The 15,494-nt window shown below is 70.1% G+C and carries 11 protein-coding genes and 4 pseudogenes; 12 read left to right on the forward strand and 3 right to left on the reverse strand.

Annotation, left to right across the window (positions count from 1 at the left end):
- Positions 1-480: 480 nt before the first annotated feature.
- From BCD49_RS43335 to BCD49_RS42915, 5 genes and pseudogenes are all read left to right on the forward strand, one after another.
- Positions 481-915, forward strand: a complete 435-nt coding sequence (locus BCD49_RS43335) for a hypothetical protein (protein ID WP_157845209.1) — start codon at positions 481-483, stop codon at positions 913-915.
- A 56-nt stretch (positions 916-971) separates the two neighbouring features.
- Complete coding sequence (locus BCD49_RS37990) at positions 972-4,100, forward strand: ATP-binding protein (protein ID WP_007516241.1); 3,129 nt, start codon at positions 972-974, stop codon at positions 4,098-4,100.
- A complete protein-coding gene (locus tag BCD49_RS43340) occupies positions 4,097-4,342 on the forward strand; it encodes a hypothetical protein (protein WP_007516242.1) in 246 nt (81 codons plus the stop codon). Before BCD49_RS37990 ends, BCD49_RS43340 begins: the two co-directional genes overlap by 4 nt.
- A gap of 693 nt (positions 4,343-5,035) precedes the next feature.
- Positions 5,036-6,325, forward strand: coding sequence for a GIY-YIG nuclease family protein (locus BCD49_RS37995; protein WP_131803652.1), 1,290 nt, complete (start codon positions 5,036-5,038; stop codon positions 6,323-6,325).
- A 149-nt stretch (positions 6,326-6,474) separates the two neighbouring features.
- Positions 6,475-6,573: pseudogene (locus BCD49_RS42915) on the forward strand (IS6 family transposase); the annotation flags it as partial.
- A gap of 58 nt (positions 6,574-6,631) precedes the next feature.
- Here the strand turns inward: BCD49_RS42915 and BCD49_RS46695 are convergent.
- Positions 6,632-7,213 (reverse strand): annotated as a pseudogene (locus BCD49_RS46695) (integrase core domain-containing protein); the annotation flags it as partial.
- 59 nt (positions 7,214-7,272) lie between these two features.
- On the opposite strand from BCD49_RS46695, the gene BCD49_RS38005 reads away from it, so the two are divergent.
- The 4 genes from BCD49_RS38005 (at position 7,273) to BCD49_RS38015 (ending at position 10,874) form a co-directional block, all read left to right on the forward strand.
- Positions 7,273-8,454, forward strand: a complete 1,182-nt coding sequence (locus tag BCD49_RS38005; protein WP_035924739.1) for a cytochrome P450 — start codon at positions 7,273-7,275, stop codon at positions 8,452-8,454.
- A 227-nt stretch (positions 8,455-8,681) separates the two neighbouring features.
- On the forward strand, positions 8,682-8,969 hold the full coding sequence (locus tag BCD49_RS41625; protein WP_083401951.1) for a transposase: 288 nt from the start codon (positions 8,682-8,684) through the stop codon (positions 8,967-8,969).
- An 82-nt stretch (positions 8,970-9,051) separates the two neighbouring features.
- Positions 9,052-9,591, forward strand: coding sequence for an ArsR/SmtB family transcription factor (locus BCD49_RS38010; RefSeq protein ID WP_007516246.1), 540 nt, complete (start codon positions 9,052-9,054; stop codon positions 9,589-9,591).
- The gene (locus BCD49_RS38015) at positions 9,588-10,874 is read left to right on the forward strand and encodes an MFS transporter (RefSeq protein WP_007516247.1); all 1,287 of its coding nucleotides are present in this window, start codon (positions 9,588-9,590) and stop codon (positions 10,872-10,874) included. The genes BCD49_RS38010 and BCD49_RS38015 overlap by 4 nt, the downstream gene beginning before the upstream one ends.
- A gap of 32 nt (positions 10,875-10,906) precedes the next feature.
- On the opposite strand, the pseudogene BCD49_RS41630 reads toward BCD49_RS38015, so the two are convergent.
- Positions 10,907-11,402: pseudogene (locus BCD49_RS41630) on the reverse strand (IS6 family transposase); the annotation flags it as partial.
- A gap of 329 nt (positions 11,403-11,731) precedes the next feature.
- On the opposite strand from BCD49_RS41630, the gene BCD49_RS38025 reads away from it, so the two are divergent.
- On the forward strand, positions 11,732-12,106 hold the full coding sequence (locus BCD49_RS38025) for a PadR family transcriptional regulator (RefSeq protein WP_007516248.1): 375 nt from the start codon (positions 11,732-11,734) through the stop codon (positions 12,104-12,106).
- Positions 12,103-13,473: a permease prefix domain 1-containing protein gene (locus BCD49_RS38030; protein WP_007516249.1), complete on the forward strand. Its 1,371-nt coding sequence runs from the start codon at positions 12,103-12,105 to the stop codon at positions 13,471-13,473. The genes BCD49_RS38025 and BCD49_RS38030 overlap by 4 nt, the downstream gene beginning before the upstream one ends.
- 186 nt (positions 13,474-13,659) lie before the next feature.
- Here BCD49_RS38030 and BCD49_RS41635 read toward each other — a convergent pair whose 3' ends face one another.
- Positions 13,660-14,337, reverse strand: a complete 678-nt coding sequence (locus BCD49_RS41635; RefSeq protein WP_007516250.1) for a hypothetical protein — start codon at positions 14,335-14,337, stop codon at positions 13,660-13,662.
- 497 nt (positions 14,338-14,834) lie between these two features.
- Here BCD49_RS41635 and BCD49_RS38040 point away from each other — a divergent pair.
- Positions 14,835-15,494: pseudogene (locus BCD49_RS38040) on the forward strand (tetratricopeptide repeat protein); the annotation flags it as partial.

Raw genomic sequence — 15,494 nt, forward strand, 5'->3', positions numbered from 1 at the left:
GGCTCTGGCGCACATTCGGTGGTGACGTGCAGTGATTGTGTTGCGCAACGTCGCCCGCGTCGGCTTCGTCGCGTTTTGTAGCTTTCCAAGGCAGTGTGGCGGCAACTGTCYGAGCGTTCCGTGGCCGAGGAGTCACGCGCCTGCTGCCGGGTATGGGGCAGGTGGATATGGCATTCATCGGTCCGGCTTTGTCCCGCTCGGGCCCCGCCGTGGAGTGGGGAGAAGCAGATGAGCAATGGCATCGATGGCTCCGATCCTTCCGCGGCCGGCGGACGCTCCGAACCTGATCGTTCCGGCTACCGGGTGCCGCCGCGGTCCGACGACCCATCCATGACGTCCTATGACGCGGACTGGTGGGCTGACGCCGGCCCGGCGCGGAGCAGACGGCCGGAGAGGTCGTCGGGTGCCGCGCGGGATGTGGCGGACAGGTCGCAGACCGTCCAGCCGGCGGGACGGCGGGACAGTGGTGACTGGTATGAGGTGCGCCAGGGGTACGCCACGGTCGTGGGCCAGGCGCGCGGAATCACGCAACGCCAGGAAAGCTACGGGGACAACCAGTCGTCCACCGTCCTGACCTTCCGGCTGGAGCGCTACGACACCGACGGCAACCGGCTTCGCCCGGTTCCCGTTCAGATGCGGACGATCGGTTTTGACGGAGCCCTCGGTGACGGTGATGAGATCCTGGTGTCCGGCCAGTGGAAGGACGGCACGCTACACAGCCAGCGGATGGAGAACCTGACGACGGGCGGGGCCGTCAAGGGCCGGTCGATAAAGAAGATGCTGCTGATCTGCCTGGCCGCCCTGGTGGCCATGGCGGTGGTGATCGGTGGTTTCGCGATCTACTCGGAGCATTCTCAGACGCAGAATTTCTGCGAACAGGCCGCGCATGAGGGAATCAGACCGCCGATGTGCTGAAAGCGTCCTGACGAACCCGGCTCGCTGGTCGGGCGGGTGAGGAGTGCGAGGCGTTCATGACGATGCCCACCGGCGTCACCACCGACAGCGTCGACTATCTGCAGCGGATGTCCGTGGCACCCAGCCTGGAGGTGCCGTTCACCGTCGGCGATCCCGACGCGCGGCGGATCCTGCGGATACGCGGGGTGGGCCGCTCGGACCGTGACCCGCGACGGCCCCAGCCTCGGGAGCTGGAGGAGCCCTGGCGGGCTCGTACCGCAGATCTGATCACCGGTCTGTACGGGCACCGGGTCCCGCTGGCGTTCGAGATCGACGGCACCCCGGCCGGGGTGCGGGTACGGCTGGGCACGTGGTCGTCGACAGCACCACCGACGGAGACCCAGGACCGTCGACGGGACGTGCTGGCGGCGGTGCTGGCTGGTCTCTACAGCTCGACAAGCGCCGAGGAAGAGCCGGCGACAGTCAGCAGCCCACTTCCCGCCGGACCGATGCACGGCGGCGCCCCGCTCGGCGGGTTCGCGCTCGGTGTGCCCGACCCCACCGGTATCCAGGAGCAGGACGGTTCCGCGCCGATCGACCGGATCATCGCCGCCCTCAGCGGCACGACCTGGTCGATGCTGGTGCTCGCGCACCCCCTGTCCGAACACGGCGTCGCGCGGGTGCGCCAGCAGGTCCTCAACGAGCTGCGGGCCATCGCGACCGAGGCCGAGGCGGAGGGCGCTCCCAGCCCGCTGGCCGAGCACTACGTCGATCTGCTGAAGGCGACCCTCACGCACCTCGGGGACGGACTGGCCACCGGTGCCTGGCGTACCGGTGTGTACCTGCTCGGCGACGATCAGAGCTACCCGAGGCTCGCGGCGGCCTGGCGCAGTGTCTTCTCCGGAGTGCGGTCTCTGCCGGAACCGGTACGGGTGCACGACCTGCCCGAAGCGGTCGACCTCGCCCAGGACTGGGCACTGCCGGACCAGCCCGGCGAGCCCGGCCCCGGCCTGTACCGGCGGCCCTTCGAGCTGCAGTCGCTGCTGACCACGACGCAGCTGGCCGCCTACGCCCACCTGCCGGAACTGGAGACGCCCGGTTTCATGGTCGAGACCGTGGCCCGGTTCGACACGGCCCCGGCCGACGGGCGCGCGGACGGGCTGCCGGTCGGGCGGATCGTGCAGCGGGGAAGGGAACTGGCGAGCGAGTACCGGGTCAGTCTCGCCTCGCTCACCCGGCACGCGTTCGTCGCCGGTGTCACGGGCTCCGGAAAGTCGAACACCGTGCTGTCGCTGCTGGCCGCCGCGGACCGCGCGCAGGTGCCGTTCCTCGTGGTCGAACCCACGAAGACCGAATACCGGGCGCTCCTCGCGCACCCCACCATCGGGCCGCGCCTGCGGGTGTTCACCGCCGGGAAGCTCGCCTCACCACTGCTACTCAACCCGTTCGAGGTCCCCACCGGCACCGCCGTCAGCGAGCACCTTGACCTCGTCCGGGCCGCCTTCACCGCTGCCTTCGGGATGTGGACACCGCTGCCGCAGATCCTCGAGCGCTGCCTGCACGAGGTCTACACCGACCGCGGCTGGGACCTGCGCACCAACGAGAACTCCAGGCTGCGGCCGGGCGACGAGACCGCGCTCGCGTACCCGACCCTGGCCGACCTCACCGCCAAGGTGAAGGACGTGATCCCGACACTCGGCTACGAGGACCGGATCGCTGGCGACATGCGGGCCGCCCTGGTCACCCGTCTGGAGGGGCTGCGCGCCGGCGGCAAGGGCGCGATGCTCGACGTCGTCCGCTCCCTGCCCTGCGAGGAACTGTTCGGGCAGCCGACTGTGCTGGAACTGGAGGCACTGGGCGACGACGGCGACAAGGCCTTCCTCGCGGCGCTGATCCTCATCCGGCTGGCGGAGTACCGGCGGGCGCAGGGGCAGCGGCCGAGCCTGGCCCACCTGTTGGTGATCGAGGAGGCGCACCGGCTGCTCGCCAACGTCCAGCCGACCACCTCGGAGGAGTCCGCGGACCCACGCGGCAAGGCCGTCGAGACGTTCTCCAACCTGCTGTCCGAGATCCGCGCCTACGGGCAGGGCGTGATCGCTGCCGACCAGATCCCGGTCCAGCTCGCCGCCGGCGTCATGAAGAACACCGACCTCAAGATCGCCCATCGGATCGTCTCCGCGGACGACCGGGAGGCGATGGGCCGCGCCATGGTGATGGACGACGACCAGATCCGCGCCCTGGCCACCCTCGGCGTGGGCGAGGCGGCCGTGTTCAGCACCGGCGAGGACGCCCCCATGCTGGTGCGGATTCCTTTGGTCAAGGACCGGCTGACGACCACCTGGCCCGCGGACGGCGACGTCGCCCGGCACATGGCCGGCTGGCGCCAGGACGCGGCGATGGCAACACTCTTCCTGCCGAGATCGTTCTGCGCGGACACCTGCGCGGACGCGCCGGAGGCGTGCGCCGCCGCCCGGCGCATGACCGGTGACGACTATGTCCAACGCACCATCGCCCGCGTCGTCCTCGCCACCATCGAGGAGAGTGGCGCGCTCGACCGGCTGTGGGGGGACCTGGCGGCCGTCGTCAGCGCCCGCCGGCCACCGGAGATGGGCGAGCACGAGCTGCTGCGCGCGGTGGCCGGGCACGGCGCCGACTGGTATGCCGAGCGGCGCGGAGCGCAGGGGGCGTGGACCTACGCCGACACGGCGCAGGTGGAGGAGCTGTTGCGCGAGATGCTCCTCGACAAGGTCGACGGCGGCGCCGGCGCGGCGACAGCGCGCCGGCGAGCGGCGTTTCAGGCCGCCGCCCGCCGCCTGCACCAACGAACGTTCGCGCCCTACCCGGTCTGCGAGATGGTCTGCGCCCAGGACCCGCCGCTGTGCCTGTACCGCTCGGCCGTCGCCGACGTCGTGGCCAGCGGGCGGTACCAGCAGTCGTGGCTGGGCGCGGACACCGCGGACAGCGCGGACGCCGGACCATGCGGGCCCCGGCGGAAGCAGACCTGGGACGTCTGCCAGGACGCCGCCTACGAGATCACGGAGTTTCCCGAGGAGAACCTGCCGGCGCAGCTCGCCGACGACATCGTCGCGAGTGCGAAGAGGGTGTGCCTCTGCTTCGAGCAGCAGATGCTCGCCGCGGACCCGCGTAAGTCCCCCAGAACCGCGCGGCGGATCCTCGCCCGCGTGCTCACGGAGTCGAGCATATGAGCACCGACAACCCGGGCGGCGGCACCTCCGACGACGACAGTGATCGGCCTCGTACGGAGGACTATTCGGCGATCCTGAATTTTGGTTCGGGTGAGGGAGGCGGCACGCAGCCAGGTCCCCAGGATGATCACAGCGGAGATTCATCCAAGAAAGAAGATGAGGAACTTGAGAAGAAGAGGCGAGAGAACAACGAGCAGCTGGAACGAGAGCTGAGGACGATGCTCAGGAGACGGATCGGCTGAGGCGAGGGCGCAGTGAGCGAGAGTCGGAGCGAGCAGGCCAGCTCATCGAGGACCGACACCGGGCAGAGCTCGGACTCGGCCTCTCGGTCCGAGCGCGGCGACCTCGGTTCTGCCGGCTTCTCCGCGGCGCAGGACGGCCCTCACGAGGGCGAGTCTCATGACGAGACGTACCGTGACGGGGCTGGAACCGACACGGATTCCGGACCCGAACATGGGGCCCGGGATAGGTCCGACGGCGTCGCGGCCAACCGGGATACGGCCGCTGGGCAGCCGGCGTACGGCGGAGTCCCCGGCGGGGATGCCGCGAGCCGGTCCGAGCGCGGCGATCTGACCGGCGGCCCCGACGCGGCCAGCCACAGCGACGTCCAACCGGCCGGCGAGTCGAGTCAGCCAACGGACAGCAGCGGGCGGCCCGCGGCTCGTGATGCCGGGCAGTCGGCGTACGGCGCAGCTGCCGGTAGGGATGCCGCGAGCCGGTCCGAGCGCGGCGATCTGAACCGTACTTCCAACGCCGCCGACGCGTCCAACAAAGCCGCCCACGACAACCTGGGCCGCGGCCCCGCACCGTATAGCCAGAATGCGGCCGACAAGACCGCCAAGCCGCACGGCACGAAGGATTTCCGGACGCGGCCAGCCAGCCCGAGCGAGCGGAAGCTGGAGGACGACCTGCGCAATGGCAGGGGGTCCCCCGAGGTGGCCGGCGCCTACTTCCGTTCGCACGGCTTCCCGCACCTCAAAGGCACGCCGACCTGGAACGAGTCGATCAAGAAGTGGATGTTCCCCGAACAGAAGATCGAGACGGCCCCTGGCAAGGGTGGCGGCCAACTGGCGGGTGGCGGTGCTGGTGGTGGCAGGTCTGCGGATGGTGGCGGTGCGAAGTCGTCGGAGAAGGCGCCCAGCGGGGCGAAGCCGTCCGATGGCAGTGCTGGTGGGGCGAAGTCGGGCGGCGGTGCGGGCGGGGTCGACCAGTCCGACGCCGACCGCGCGGCGGCCCGGCAGCGGGAAGCCGACGACCAGAAGCTGGCCGAGATGGGCACCTCCCGCGAGCAGATCAGGGACAAGGTGAACATGACGAACGGCGCGTTCATGGAGAAGTACGGCCTTGGCGGCTGGTGGAAGTACCCGGCGACTGCCGTGCGCGACCTTCCGCCGGCCATGCTGCGCCGCATCCTGTCCGAGTCTGAGCAGGACAACACCCTGTACCTCCAGCCGAGCGGCCGTATCTCCACGAACGCCGTCGAGACGGCGAACAAGGTCGCGGAATACCAGCCGCCCGACAGCGCGCTCGGCGGCGTCGTGCGCGGCACGGCCCTCCTGGCTGGCGCCTCGGCCGAGGACGCCGAGAGGCTGGGCCGGTTGGCGGACGGCGTGTCCGTGCTCGTGGAGCTTGGGATGGCGTACGCCGCCCGGAAGGTCCGCGCCGGCCAGGCCGAGGGCGGCTCCGGGGGTCCTGGCGGCCGAGGCGTGGGCGACGACTTCAATGCCTCGCCGCGCTCCGACGGGACCGGCTCGGCGGGCAAGGACAGCGGCCCGCGCGCCCGCGTGGAGCGGGACTTCCGCGCCGATTTCGTCAACTACCGCGTCGCCGGCGCCAGGCAGGACTTCGAACGGATCGACTCCGAGACACCGCAGCGTTATCAGGTCTACGAGATCCGCGACGCCCAGGGCGGGAGCGTCTACGTGGGCATCGTCGGTGGAAGAACGGCGCCCCGGGACGCCGTCGACCGCCTCCAGGAGCACCTGCAGACCAAGCCTGGCGAGTTCATCGGCACCGCCGCCACCATCCACGTCCTGGGTACCAACCTGGACGAACGCCTGGCCCGCGCCCTCGAATACGATCTCATTAAAGAGAAGGCGCCGGCCTGGAACTCCCCCCAAGACCCGATGTCGTATGAGCGGAAATATGGCGATAAACCCGAGCCAGCCGAGGTCCGCGCCGCGAACAACACCCACCTTAATTTCACCATCACCATCACCCGGTAGGAGTCTGCTGCGGCCGGCTTTCAGCTTCCGCCTTGGTCGGGCCTGTAGGAACAACAGCGGGCGCTGTTGCATGGGCCGATGTCGTGGTCCATCTCGGTGGTCGAGGCATGATCGAGTGGTGTCTCGTTGCCGCTCGCCCGCCGATGCCGGTGTCGGAGTTCGCCGGGTTCCGGTTCCCGCTCGAGGTGATCGTGCTCTGCGTGCGCTGGTATCTGCGGTTCGCGCTGTCATACCGGGATGTCGAGAAGCGGCGCTGTTGCAGCGAGCTGGTCCTGTACCTGCCGAAAAGTACGTCCGGGCAGGTCGGGCGGCGTGTTCGTACTCGTGCAGGATGCCGCCGAGGCGGTCGCGTCGGCGGATGTCGAGGTGGGCGAGCCGGTCCGGGTCGGTGACCGGTTCGGGCAGCGGTTGGAGTGGCCTGGCATCGGCGATGCCCTGATGTGACCGATGATCGTTGTAGAACGCCTCGTATGCGCGGAGAGCATGCAGGAGGTAGTGCTGGTTCCAGATCAAGGTTCGGTCGAGGAGCTCCCGGCGGCAGGTTCCTACCCACCTTTCCATGATCGCGTTCATGTGTGAGGCTCGGACGCCGCTGCGCACGACCGTGATCCCGGTGTCGGCGAGGATCGCGTCGAACAACGCCGGGTATTTGCCGTCCCGGTCGCGGATGAAGTAGCGGGCGGCGGAGCCGGCGTCGTGGAGGTCCATGGCGAGGTTACGGGCGGCCTGGGTCACCCACGCCCCGGTGAGGCGCGCGGTGGCGCCGAGGATCCGGATGCCTCGGGTGGCGTGTTCGATCACGGCGAGGAGGTAGAGACGCGTCCCGGTCAGGGTCACGGTCTCGAGGAAGTCGGCGGCGAGCGGGCCGTGGGCCTGGGAGCGTAGGAAGCCACGGAGGTCGTTCTACGGTGGGCTCCCACCGTGGCGGGCGTGGAGGGGGACCACGATTGGAGATTGACTTCGCCGATCCGGGGTTTCTGCGGGATCCGTACCCGACGCTCGCCCGGCTGCGGGAGCGCGCCCCGGTGAGCTGGCACGCCGGCACGGGCCGGTGGCTGGCGGCGAGCCACGCCGCGGTCGGCGCGGTGCTGCGCGACCGCCGCCTGGGCCGGCTCTGGCAGGACAAGGAGCCTGCGGCTTTCTTCGCGCCCTTCAACCTGCTGCACCGCAACCAGATGATGGAGAACGAGCCGCCGGCGCATACCCGGCTGCGGTCGCTGGTCGCGCAGGCGTTCAGCCGCGGCCACGTCGAACGCCTGCGCCCGGCGGTGGCGGCCGAGGCCACGGCGCTGCTGGCCGCGGCCGGTCCCGACTTCGACCTGCTCGCCGACGTCGCCGAGCCGCTCGCCGTCACGGTCATCGCCGAACTGCTCGGCGTACCCCGCGCCGACCGGCACCGGCTGCGGCCGTGGTCGGCCGCGATCGTGCGGATGTATGAGGTGGCGCCGTCACCCGCTGCCGAGGCCGCGGCGGTCACGGCCGCGGGCGAGTTCGCCGGCTACCTGCGCCGGCTCGCCGCGCGCCGTCGCGACGACCCGCGCGACGACCTGATCAGCCACCTGGTGGCCGCGCGCGACGGCACCGACCGTCTGTCCGCCGACGAGCTGGTCGCCTCGGCGATCCTGCTGCTCAACGCCGGCCATGAGGCCTCGGTGAACGCACTCGGCGGCGGAGTGGTGGCCCTGCTGCGGCATCCAGACCAGCTGGCCAGGCTGCGCGCCGACCGTACGCTCATCCCGGCCGCGGTCGAGGAGATGATCCGCTACGACCCGCCGCTGCACCTGTTCATCCGCACCGCCACCGCGGACGTCACGGTCGCCGGCGTCACGATCCCGGCCGGGGCCGAGGTGGCCGCGCTGCTCGGTGCCGCCAACCGCGACCCGGCGGTCTTCGCCGACCCGGACTCCTTCGACGCGGGCCGCGACCCCAACCCCCACGTGGGCTTCGGTGCCGGCCTGCACTTCTGCCTCGGCGCACCGCTGGCCCGCATCGAGTTGCAGACAGCCCTGGCCGCGCTCCTCGACCACGCCCCGACCTGGACGCTGGCCGCCGAACCGGTCCAACGCCCCACCTTCGTCCTGCGCGGCTACACCGCCGTCCTGTTGACTCAGCCACCACCACATACCTGAACCACCTGGCTGTCCCGGTCAGGCATCCCGGAGACCTTCCTTGTGGCGTTCCCCGCCAGCGGGTCCTCTTCAGGGGAACGCCACGACCCGCGCGAATTCTCACGAGATGGTGATCGGCTCCGCCGAGTCGGACGGCCGCCGCCGCATGATGCCTGGCTCGGCACCGTGGCTCGCTTGCGTCGACCCACACCGGCCACCCGACCAGCCGCTCACAGATCGGCAACGCCCTGACCAGGTTCTTCAGCCACTGCGCCACCGTCGGCGAGAACGTTCCCGAGATCGTCGCACTCGCCGAGACCGTCTCCACCTGGCGCGAGGAGATCGCCAACACCGTCCTGCGCGGCCTGCCAAACGCCACCACCGAGGGCGTCGACCGGCTGATCAAACTGGTCTACCGCCAAGCGTTCGGCCTCACGTACGTCACCAACCAGCAATGCYGCGCCCGCTACATCGCCTCCCGGAGTAGTCGCCCACTCTGGCTACACACCGTTACAACCGTCGGGCACGTCGAGTGACCACCTGATAGCGACTTCTACCGAACTGCGAAGAGCCACACACCCCCTTGCCCAATGGTCAAGAAACGTTGACCATTGGGGTATGCCTACCGATGATCCTTCCGAGACGTTCCACGTCACCACTGACGAGCAGCTACGCGCCGTTTCCAACCTCACGCGTCACCGGATCATGGCCGTGCTCCGCTTCGAGCCCGCGACGATCACACAGATCGCCGAGCGAGTGGGCCTCGCGAAGGGGAGTTCCAGCTACCACGTACGGCTGCTCGAACGGGCCGGCCTGGTGAAGGTGGTACGAACGCGGAAGGTCCGAGGGGTCACCGAGCGGTACTACGCGATGGCCGCGCGGGCGATCGTGCTGCCGGATCCGGGCGAGGGAGGGCCGGATGTGCTGATGCGGCATGCGGTGGCGGACCTCGAGGCAGCGCCGGTGGACGGCGCGCGGCACGTACGGATGGCGCATCTGCGCCTCACCGACGAGCAGTTCGCGCAGCTGGGGGCGCGGCTGGAGGCACTGGCGGACGAGTACCGGGAGCTGTCCGATCCGTCGCTGCCGGACGCGTCGCTCGTCTTCGCGCTGTTCCACCCGGCACCGCGCGCGCAGGCCGAAGGGGACGCCAAGTGACCTCAGACAGTCGGAAGTTGCCGACGGGGTTCGGACGGCTGTGGTCTGCGCAGACGGTGTCCTCGCTCGGTGACGGGGTGTCGCATGCCGCGCTGCCGCTGCTCGCGTTGATGCTGACGCGGGATCCGATGGCGCTCGCCGTCGTCACGGCCGCCGGAACGCTGCCGTGGCTGCTCTTCGGGGTGCTCGGCGGTGCGCTGGTGGACCGCTGGGACCGTCGGCGCACGATGTGGGGCATGGACGCGGCGCGCGCTGTGCTGCTCGCGATACCGGCGGCAGCGGCCGCGCTCGACGTGCTGAGCATTCCGCTGCTCGCGGCCGTCGCCTTCCTGCTCGGTCTCGGCGGACTCTTCTTTGACACGGCCGCCACGGCCTATCTGCCGGATCTGCTCGGCCGCGACCCCACGCTCCTGCAGCGCGCCAACTCTCGCCTGCGCGGCACCCAGACCGCCGCGTCCGGCTTCGCGGGGCCACCTGCGGGCAGTGCCCTGCTCGCGCTCGGGCAGGCGGTTCCGCTGCTCGCCGACGCGGTGTCGTTCGCCGTCTCCGCGCTGCTCGTACGGTCGCTGCCTGCCGCGCCMCGGCCCGTACCGCAGGCTCGTGAGTCGCTGCTGCGGCAGGCGCGGGCTGGCGCCTCGTACGTATTCCGGGACAAGTTGCTGCTCGGGCTCGCGCTGCGTCCGGCGGTCGGCAACATCGCCTTCCTCGCCGTGGAGACCGTACTCGCCCTCTTCGCGCACGATCGTCTCGGCATCGACACCTTCGGCTTCGGCCTGCTCCTCACGGCAGAGGCCACCGGCGGTCTGTTCGGCGCGGGCATCGCCTCCTTCCTCGGCCGACGGCTCGGCACCGGCGCCGCGCTTACCTGCACGGCGGCAGCCGAGGGACTCGCCATCCTGGGCCTTGCCGCCGCCCCGAACCCGTACATCGCCGGCCTCGCCCTTGCCGTCTGTGGAGCGGGCATGGGCGCCACGATGGTGCTCGGCCCCTCCCTCCGACAGGCGATCGTCCCCGCCCACCTGATGGGCCGGGTCGCCTCCACCTCCCGCATGCTCGCCCTGTGCGCGGCCCCGTTCGGCGCCTTCCTCGGCGGCTGGCTGGCCACCACCTACGACGTACGCACCCCGCTCTACACCGCCGCCGGCCTCCTCCTCGCCATGACCGCCGTCACGTCGACCATGACCAACAACCGCCGGGTTGAGGCGGCGCTGGGTGCCGCCGCCCCGGCCGATGATCCAGATCACCCGGAATCCTTGGATCCCGTTCTGGAGGGTGCCATCTAGGGCTCCGCGAGGTCGTTGAGGGCGCTGTCGCGTTCGGCCGTCGACGTGGTGGGCGGCGGGGAGCTGTTCATCGAGGGCCCGTGGGTGGGCCGCGGCCCGGTCGGTGGTCACCTCGACCGGTCGGCGGCCGTGAGACAGCGCCCGGGTGAAGAACCGCGGCGCCGCTGCCAGGTCCCGCTTCTCGGAGGCGAGCACGTCGATGACCTGGCCGAACTGGTCGATGGCCCTGTGGAGGTATGTCCACCGTCCGGCGACCTTCACGTTGGTCTCATCGCAGAACCACCTGTCACCAGGGCTGTGGCGGCAGGGCCGGGCCGCGTCGATCAGCAGCGGAGTGAACCGCTGCACCCAGCGGAAGATCGTGACGTGGTCGACCTCGAGGCCACGCTCGGCCAGCAACTCCTCGAGATCCCGGTCCGACAGCGCGTACCGCAGATACCACCGGACGCCCAGCACGATCACCTCAGGAGAGAAGCGGAACCCCGCGAACTCCGAGACCGCGACCGGTGGACGAGGGCGGCGAAGCATCACTCGATCATGCCTCGACTACCGATCCGAGCCGCGGCCCCAACCGTGCAACAGTGCCACCCGGGCGGGGTGGACGGCGGAGGCGACGGCTGATGATCGCGACGGTGTGGGTGTTGCGGGTGACGCCCAGGCCGGGGTCCGCTGCGGCTACGCATCACACGGTCACACCGGACGGGGGCCGGCCCGGCTCCTGCGCTTGGCCGACGCAACGGTGCTCGCGGTGGGTGCGACGGCTGGTCCCGCCCGAAACGCCGTACCAGCCGTTGCGTCTTCTATACCTAGCAGTATTATGCATCGTACTTCTAGGGTGTCGAACGGGGTGAGGCCTGGTGAAGGTCGGCAAGGATCTGGTGGCCGCCTCGGCGACGCCGATGGTGCTCGGCATCCTGGCCGAGGAGGAGAGCTATGGCTACGCGATCCTCAAGCGGATCAACGAGTTGTCGGGTGGCGAACTGGACTGGACGGAGGGCCTGCTCTACCCGTTGCTGCACCGACTGGAGCGCCTCGGATGTGTGGAGTCCAGCTGGCGGTCGGTGACCGGCGAGCGGCGGCGTAAGTACTACCGCCTCACCGAGGCGGGTCTGGCCGAGYTGGCCGAGCAGCGCCGTCAGTGGGCCACGGTCATGGACGCGCTCAAGGGAATCTGGCTGGGTCTTGGTGACCGCGGGACGCTGACGGCGATCCCGCTGGAGGGCCGGGCATGACGGCGCGGGAGGGGCAGGAGGAGCTGGAGGCGCAGCTCGCGCAGTGGCGCCAGTACGTGGGGCGTCGCCGGGAGATGCGGCTGACCGACGCCGACGAGCTCGAAGACCATCTCCGTGGTTCCGTGGACGAGCTCGTCGAGGCCGGCCTCAACACGGATGAGGCGTTCCTGGTCGCGGTCAAACGGATGGGTAGCCTCGACGACCTGTCCCGTGAGTTTGCCCGGGAGCACTCCGAACGGCTGTGGAAGCAGTTGGTCCTGACCGCAAACCCGGCCGCGGACGCGCGGTCGCGGCGGGAGCTGCGGGTGATGGCCTTCTGCGCGGCGGGTGCCGCGCTGTCCATCAAGGCGCCAGAGCTGTTCGGGGTGAGGCTGGGCGACGACGCGTCGGCCTCGTTCTACGGGCCGAACGTCAGCCTGCTCGTGCTGCCCTGGCTCGCGGGTTTCCTCGCCTGGCGCCGGCAGGCCCGACGCTCACTGGTCGGGATACTGGTGGCGCTGTTCGCGCTCGGCGCCGTCGCGGCCAACGCCTACCCCCTGGCGGACAGCTCGCAGTCGCTGGTCATCACCAGCATCCACCTGCCCATCGCCCTGTGGCTCGTGGTGGGCCTGGCCTACCTGGCCGACGACTGGCGGTCGTCCCGTCGACGCATGGACTTCATCCGCTTCACCGGTGAATGGTTCATCTACTTCGTCCTCATGGCCCTCGGCGGCGGCGTACTCACCGCATTCACGACCGGCGCCTTCAAAGCCATCGGGATCGTTCCGCAGGAGTTCATCGCGGGGTGGCTCCTTCCGTGTGGCGCGGCGGCCGGGGTCGTCGTGGCCGGATGGCTCGTCGAGGCCAAGCAGAGCGTCGTCGAGAACATCGCTCCGGTGCTCACCCGGCTGTTCACCCCGCTGTTCACAGCGGTCCTGCTCGCCTTCCTCGTCGCCATCGGCTGGACCAGCAACGGCATCGACGTCGAGCGCCAAGCGCTGATCCTGTTCGACCTGCTCCTGGTCATCGTGCTGGGGTTGCTCCTCTACTCGATCTCAGCCCGCGACCCGCTGGCCCCACCCGATCTGTTCGACAAACTGCAGCTCGCCCTCGTGGTAAGCGCGTTGGCCATCGACGTGCTGGTACTCCTGGCCATCACCGGGCGCATCACCGAATACGGCACCACACCGAACAAGGCCGCGGCCCTCGGCGAGAACGTCATCCTGCTCGCCAACCTCGCCTGGTCAGCGTGGCTACTGCTGGGGCTCGTCCGTCGACGCACCCCGTTCGCGACGCTCGAACGCTGGCAGACCGGCTACCTGCCCGTCTACGCCGCCTGGGCCTGGATCGCGGCCCTCGTCTTCCCTCCGCTGTTCAACTACGCCTGACCCGCCCGCGCCCAGATGGCGCCGCCTTGCGAGTTCGACGTCCGTGGCGCCAGGTCGTCTCCCGGTGCCCCAGCCCGGCCGACGCCGTTGCCGGCTGCGACCACGCCGGCAGTCTGATCTCGGCGGGTTCGCGATCTCGTCGTTCGGGTCATGGGGTCGAGTAGATCTCGGTCTCGTTTGGCCGGGCTATCCGGAGCTGGGGGTGAGGGCGGTGAGGGTGTAGTCGACGTGGGTCTGGAAGTCGCCGGCGTTGCCGTCGATCGACAGGCGGTGGTTGCCGGCCGGGATGGTGTTCATCGCGATCCACAGGCCGCACGCGAACGACTGTGTTCCGTCCTCGATCAGGAGGGTCGGTTCGATGGCGGCCGGGCTGAGGGGTTGTTGGTCGAAGGTCGCGTTGCCGTGTGCGGCCGCGAGGAGGTCCTGGCAGTCCGCTTCGGTGTCGGCGCGGAAGTTCACCAGGGGGACGATGAAGACCCGGTCTGCGGGGACCGTGCATGCCCGGGCGGCGTCGCCGCCGTAGGTGCCGGCGAGGAACCACACTCTGGCCGGCTGCCGGTCGGCGCAGGCCCGGCCGTCCGGATCGTCCACCGGGCTGACCTGGCCGGTGGCCGGCGTCGTCGCCCACGTCCACCAGGCCTGCTGCACCTGCTCGGGGCGCAGCCGGTCCTGCGCGTCGAGCAGGTCGGTCGCGTTGTCTCGCGCGGCGGGCGTCGTTGGCGTTGCCGAGGCGGCCATCGGTGTCGGCTGCTGGCTCGCCGCGGTGGTGCCGCCTGGGTTGGAGGAGTTGGCGCACCCTGCGGTGAGCGTTACGACCGCCACCGCGGCGGCTGTCGCGGCTACCCGTCGAGCCCTGCCCCGCATCGCGAAATTCTCCTGCCTGTCCTGTCCCAGATCGCCGCAAACCGGCCGCCACTATCTCAGCTCTGCCGACCGACGCGATCAGCGGCTGACTGAAGTCGGGGTGGCGCGAGAACGCCTGGTGCATCGCGAGCGCTCACAGATCGCTGTTCGTGCCGCCCGGGCGGCATCCCTGGCGCTCCGCGCATGTACCCGCGACATCCGCACCGTCGGCGATCATGYGCCGGCCCTCTCCTCGGCCCAGGACAGGCACAAGGCTCGGGCGTCGGGTCGCCGTCGCGGCGACGGTGGTGTAGCTGCCTGCTCCTGGCCRGAACCGTGATCTCGACGGGTGCCTGTGGGGAATGTCTGACCTGCAGGACAGTCCCGGCTCGGGCGTATTCTCGGCGGGCGCTTGGTATGACTGCTACGTCGTGAGAGTGACTGTTCATGCTGTCAGCGCCAGGGGAGCGGTGGCCGTCGCGGCAGTGCGGCCCGACGGGCGTTACGGGGGCCGGAGGATGCGGGAGCGTCTGCTCGGGCGGGTGCGGTCACGGCTGGAAAGATCTGCGGTCGAGTGGAAGGCTGGCCGCGCTGTCTACCTGCTAGGCAAGACGATGCTGACCGGTAGCCAGTCGGCGCTGAACGATGCGATCGACCTGCTCCGGCAGGCTGTGGACGCTACTCCTGTTGATCGCCCTGACCGCGCCGGGCGGTTGTCCAACCTCGGCGCCGCCTTGAGCATCCGGTATGAGCGCAATGGGAGACCAGCGGACCTGAATGATGCGGTCGCTGCCATGCAGGCCGCGGTGGATGCCACGCCCGTTGACCATCCCGGGCGCGCCGTGGACCTGTCCAACCTTGGCAACGCCCTGCGCATCCGGTTCGAACAGGTCGGGAGGCTGGCGGACCTCGAGGCCGCGATTGCGGCGGGACAGGCCGCGGTGGACACCGTTCCCGTCGACCATCCCGGCCGCGCTGGGATGCTGTCCAACCTCGGCAACGCTCTGAACAGACGGTTCGGGTGGGGCGGCGAGCTGGCGGACCTGGAGGCTGCGATTGCGGCGGGACAGGCCGCAGTGGATGCCACGCCCGCCAACCATGCCGTCCGTGCCAGGCGGTTGTCCAACCTCGGTGACGCCCTGCGTGTCCGGTTCGAACGGGTCGGGGAAATGGCGGAC

Origin of the sequence: Pseudofrankia sp. EUN1h (assembly GCF_001854645.1) — a bacterium.
Lineage (GTDB): Bacteria > Actinomycetota > Actinomycetes > Frankiales > Frankiaceae > Pseudofrankia > Pseudofrankia saprophytica.